The following is a 5,260-nucleotide window of genomic DNA, read 5'->3' as shown; positions in this document are numbered from 1 at the left end:
CATCTGTAAAAATTATTTTTTGTTAATGATTTGAGCAATTTTAGTTGCTGATTTTTCAGGCTGAATTAATTGTCCTTCCTGAAGTTTGTCGATACCGCTTAATACAATTTGATCACCCGTTTTTACACCGTCTTTGATGAGATAGTTAGCGCCGCTTTTACCAATAACAGTAATGGGCATTTTGGTAACCTTGTTTTCTTTGCTTACTGTAAAGACAAAAACTTTATCCTGCATTTCTATTGTAGCGGATTGCGGTACCAAAATCGCATCATCATGCTGTAACCCCAAGCGGATTTTCCCCGTATTTCCAGAGCGCAAAGTTTTGTATGGATTTGGAAATGTAGCTCTTACAGTAATAGCTCCGGTGGTTTTATCGAATTGACCATCAATCATGTCTATTTTTCCCGTTTGCGGATAAGCATTATTATCAGCCAATATCAAAGTCACAGGAGGCAGTTTTTTGATTTTGTCGCCAATGCTGTTTCCAGCATATTTTGATTTAAATTGGATGAAATCTGTTTCGCTCAGGGAAAAATAAGCATACACTTCCTGAACATCTGAAAGAGTTGTTAGTGCGTCAATATCTGTTGCAGCAACTAAGCTTCCTTGTTTTTTTGGCAATCTTCCGATGTATCCATTTACAGGAGCCGTAATATTGGTGTAACCTAAATTGATTTTTGCTGATGCTGCTATTGCTTTGGCTTGCTCGATATTGGCGGCAGCAATTTTTTGTGAAGCTTTAGCCGATTTCAACTGATAATCAGAAACTACTTTGTTTTGAACCAGTGGCGTTAGTTTGTCAACTTCAAGCTGTGCGTTGATATATGAGGCTTCGGCGGCATGAAGACTAGCCAAAGCATTGTTTAATTGCTCGCGGTAAGGGCGTTCGTTTATTTTGAATAAAGATTGTCCTTTAGTAACATAAGCACCTTCATCGACCAAAACTCGGTCTAAGTTACCGCTTACCTGCGGACGGATTTCCACATCCACGGTTCCCTGTATAGCTGCAGGATATTCAGCATCAGTAGTAGTGTTTTCAGTAGTTACTGCCATAACGGGCAGGAGGGGAGCGGGCGCAGCAACAGGTGCTTGCGATTTATCTGCACAGCTGATTAAAAATACAGCCATTAAGCTTAAAATGGTAAATTTTCTCATGATTGGAATTAGTTTTAATTTGGTCTTAAATATTGTAGTTGTTTTTGAAATAAACGTTTCAGAATTCATGGTGTTTTTTATTTAAAGGTTAATAATTGCCTGCAGTCATAATTCTGAAATAATCGTTTCAGAATCAATGCTGTAATTTAAAAATTGGTATGCTTAATGTGTATTGTTTTCTGAAATAAACGTTTCAGAAAGTAGGTAAAAAAAAAGGGCTATTTAAATATATTTTTAATCAGGAATTCTGACATTTTTTTGATTTTGATTGGATTTCCATGAAGAATGTACGATTGCTTCCATCCTGTAAAAGAAGTTGCAATGTATTCAGCCATTAATGCCGCATCTTCGGTGTCATCCATTTCACCGTCATCCATAGCTTTTTGAACTATTGTGGCCATAAATTCAATGAAAATATCATTGTTTTTGCTCATTACATTTCGGACTATGGTGTCCTCCGGTGCAATTTCGAAACTCGTTTTCATTCCCAAACAGCCTTTGTCGCAGGATACAATCCAATCTGCCTTATCACTAATAACCTTGATTAATGCTTGCTTGGCCGATGTTTCTTTGGCTACTTTTTCTTTTAATTCACACATGGCAGTATCAAAATAATTGCCAATGCATTTCATGAATAATTGATGCTTGTCGCCAATGGTGTTGTATAAACTGCTTCTGTTGATCTGCATGGCATCCACTAAGTCCTGCATAGAAGTAGCATTATATCCTTTTTCCCAAAAGACATTCATTGCTTTTTCAATTTTTTCGACCTCGTTAAATTCTACACAGCGAGCCATAAGACTTAATTATTATTTTGCAAATGTAAAACTATTTTTGAAACAAGCGTTTCAGAATCGATATTTTTTTCAATTTTTTTCTAAAGAGCCATTTTTGAACCTGCCTTAATTCAAATTAATATTCAGTTTATTGCAGTATTTGGGGAGCTTTTCATGATTTTTAGGAGCAGAAAATCAATTTTCATAAACATCTTCTGTCCCGCTGTCCGCTAAATCTTTTTCTGTCTAAAGGAGCCAGGAAAAGGATATCGCTTCCATCGGGGCTAGGCGAGAAAGTTAGTTTTTCATAAAAAATTTAGCTGATTGTATTGTTGTACTCCGTGCTGACACGAATGTCCAGCTTACGCCTGTACATATTTTTGTATTTAGAAGACTTCGCCTAGCTGGGTTAAAATAACTGCTATCAAAAAAAAAATGATAAAAAGTTTTTATATATGACCAATCGGTCATATATTTGCATCGTAATTCTTCTGAGTATAAAAAGTGAAGAAACAATTATCATGGCAAAAGGCGAAGAAACCAGACAATTCATCATTGAAAAAGCAGCACCGATTTTTAACACAAAAGGGATTGCAGCAACCGCTATGAGTGATATTATGGAAGCTACCAAATTGTCTAAAGGAAGCATGTACGTTCATTTTGAAAATAAAGAAGTCCTTGCCTGCGCTGCTGTGGATTACAATATGAAAGTATTGGGAGATAAATTGATGGCGAGACTGGCCAAAAGCAAAACAGCCAAAGAGGAGTTGTTCACGTATATTGATTTCTTTAGTAATGCTGTAAATCCACCCCTTACCGGAGGTTGTCCTTTATTGAATTTCGGTACAGAGGCTGATGATACTAATCCTGTTATAAAAGAAAAAATAAATAAGGGTATCAACTTAAATCAAAAGCTATTAGAAGCCAGCATAAACAAAGGAATTGCCAACTCCGAATTCAGAGCGGACTGGAATGCAGTCGATTTTGCCACCGTAATCGTTGCCATGATGGAAGGCGGTCATTTAATCTCAAGAATGTCAGGCAATAATGATAAGATGAAAATAATCACCAGTACCCTAAAATCAATGATAGAGGAAAACAGCCTCTAATTTTTTTTATCAAAAATATGACCGAAGGGTCATTTTTAAAATAGTAGTAACAAAAAACAATTTCAATAGTAACAACATTAATAATTAATAATCAACAATTAGAAACCATGTCAAAAACAATTTTAATTTCAGGAGCATCAAAAGGATTCGGAAGAGCCTGGGCAGAAGCATTTTTAGCAAAAGGATATCAGGTAGCTGCAACAGCAAGAAATATCGACACCTTAGCCGACTTAAAAGCACAATATGGTAATGCCATTTTACCGCTAAAATTAGATGTAAACAAACGTGAAGAATCATTTGAAGTAGTGAAAAAAGTACAAGCGCATTTCGGAAAAATTGATATCCTGATTAACAATGCCGGTTATGCTTTAAACGGTGCTGTTGAAGAAGCCAGCGAAAGCGAAGCAAGAGCACAATTCGAAACCAATTTCTTCGGAACTTTATGGTTAACACAGGCTGTTCTGCCGATTATGAGAAAGCAACAAAGCGGTCACATCATTCAGGTTTCTTCTATTTTAGGGATTGTCGCTTTACCAGTTTTAGGACTATACAATGCTTCTAAATTTGCCGTTGAAGGTCTAACTGAAACGTTGGCTTCAGAAGTAAAACAATTCGGAATAAATGTAACTCTATTAGAACCAAACGGTTATGCTACTGATATCTGGGGTAATGGATTCAACAGCCAAAGCATCGATGCTTATGATGGACTAAAAAAAGCAATTGTAGATGGACATGATCCTGATACTTTCGGAACAATAAGTGCTACAGTTCCGGCTATCATTAAACTGGTTGAAGCTGCAAACCCTCCTCTACGTCTATTTTTAGGAAAAGTGGCCTTACCATTCGCTAAACATACCTACGAACAAAAAATTGCTACCTGGGAAGAATGGGCTGATGTTTCTGCAGCCGCACACAGATAAATTATACTCTGATTTTTTTAAGTTGATTAAACGGGATTGTTTCTTTTTAGAAATGGTCTCGTTTTTTTTTGAAGAGATGTTTCCATTGAACTCTTCGGGGAGCGGATATCAAATTTTACTCTAAATTATTTGTTTTTAAGTATAATCTTAGAGCAGTTTCGTGAACTTGAACAGGTATTTCGAAAGTACTTGGTTTTTTGCGTGGTCTCAGTAAGTAAAACTTATCAATGTTAAGTTTTGTATTGTCATGTTTGTAATAGATTCCTTTTAAACGGAAGGCATAAAACGAATAAAAAGACGTGTCTTTTGCAATTAATAAAGTATTAGAAAGTTCTTCTCCCATACCGATTGTTTGTCCATTATAAAATATACTGATATTTTTGTTAATTGTATAGATATTACCAGAAGGTGAAATTGCAAAAATATCCATTAAAATATGTGTTTTATAACTAGGAGCGTTATAGCTAGTGATGTTATATTTTACTTTATAATTTTTATTGAAAAAAGTACTATCTACAATTTGTAAATTATTGATATTTATTAGTGGTGGTTCACCATTAATTTCGGTAACTCTTATTGAATCGCGTAATTTTAAAACTTGATTTTTTATAGTATCATACTGTAAACCTTGCTTTTTAAACGCTAATGACAAATTTTCAAATAAATTTTTGGTCTCTTTTTTAACACCAATATTAATTCCTTTGGTTATTTTTGAATCTCTTGTATTTTGTTCAGTTGTTAATTCATTATCTTTTTGATTTGAAATATTACGGTTATTAATGTCTTGTAATAATAAAACCAATGCTATTACAAATCCAAGAGCAATAGCTTTCCATCCTCTATTAGTATATTTTTTCCACCATCTGTGATATCTATTATTTGTTAAGCCACCTTTTGCTGTTACCATTGTTAGTACAAAAGTTAGAATCGCAATAGTAGCAACATAATAATAATTTTCTATCGTTGGTATATTATCAATCATTCAATTAAATTATTCAAGCTCGATTCATAGATCTCCTTTAATCTCCCCTCTGGTACTCGTTTGCAACGAGTGTCTACTTACTTTTATGAACTAAATAAAGCGTTTGCAACGTGGCTAGTATAATTGCTGGGGGCAAAATATTATAATTACAAAACCAACTCTCCATTAAGCCTATTGTCTAAATCCATTGTAGTAGCTGTTAGCGGGTGTAATTTTTCATGCTTTAAATCTCTTCACAAATTTGTGTAATAATGTAACTGCATTAAATTTTTCTTCAGAACTATTTTGTTTATTTTCATCTTCTAAGTCTGTGATATT

5 protein-coding genes are annotated in these 5,260 nt (G+C 34.6%); 2 read left to right on the top strand and 3 right to left on the bottom strand.

Going from position 1 to position 5,260, the window contains the following annotated elements:
* Positions 1-12 precede the first annotated feature (12 nt).
* Entirely contained in the window at positions 13-1,155 is a 1,143-nt protein-coding gene (locus VFS71_RS06935) for an efflux RND transporter periplasmic adaptor subunit (RefSeq protein ID WP_326400197.1), read from the bottom strand.
* Between the two features lie 218 nt (positions 1,156-1,373).
* Positions 1,374-1,952: a TetR/AcrR family transcriptional regulator gene (locus VFS71_RS06930; protein WP_326400195.1), complete on the bottom strand. Its 579-nt coding sequence runs from the start codon at positions 1,950-1,952 to the stop codon at positions 1,374-1,376.
* Between the two features lie 434 nt (positions 1,953-2,386).
* On the opposite strand from VFS71_RS06930, the gene VFS71_RS06925 reads away from it, so the two are divergent.
* Together VFS71_RS06925 and VFS71_RS06920 are read left to right on the top strand one after the other, a co-directional pair.
* The gene (locus tag VFS71_RS06925) at positions 2,387-3,040 is read left to right on the top strand and encodes a TetR/AcrR family transcriptional regulator (protein WP_326400194.1); all 654 of its coding nucleotides are present in this window, start codon (positions 2,387-2,389) and stop codon (positions 3,038-3,040) included.
* A 107-nt stretch (positions 3,041-3,147) separates the two neighbouring features.
* Positions 3,148-3,960 carry an SDR family NAD(P)-dependent oxidoreductase gene (locus VFS71_RS06920; protein WP_326400193.1) on the top strand — a complete coding sequence of 271 codons (813 nt, stop codon included), beginning with the start codon at positions 3,148-3,150 and terminating at the stop codon, positions 3,958-3,960.
* A 115-nt stretch (positions 3,961-4,075) separates the two neighbouring features.
* Here VFS71_RS06920 and VFS71_RS06915 read toward each other — a convergent pair whose 3' ends face one another.
* On the bottom strand, positions 4,076-4,942 hold the full coding sequence (locus tag VFS71_RS06915) for a hypothetical protein (protein ID WP_326400192.1): 867 nt from the start codon (positions 4,940-4,942) through the stop codon (positions 4,076-4,078).
* Positions 4,943-5,260: the final 318 nt, after the last annotated feature.

It is taken from the genome of Flavobacterium sp., from assembly GCF_035760125.1.
GTDB lineage: Bacteria > Bacteroidota > Bacteroidia > Flavobacteriales > Flavobacteriaceae > Flavobacterium.
Note: the sequence above shows the minus strand (reverse complement) of the source record. Positions and strands in the feature narration are given on the sequence as shown.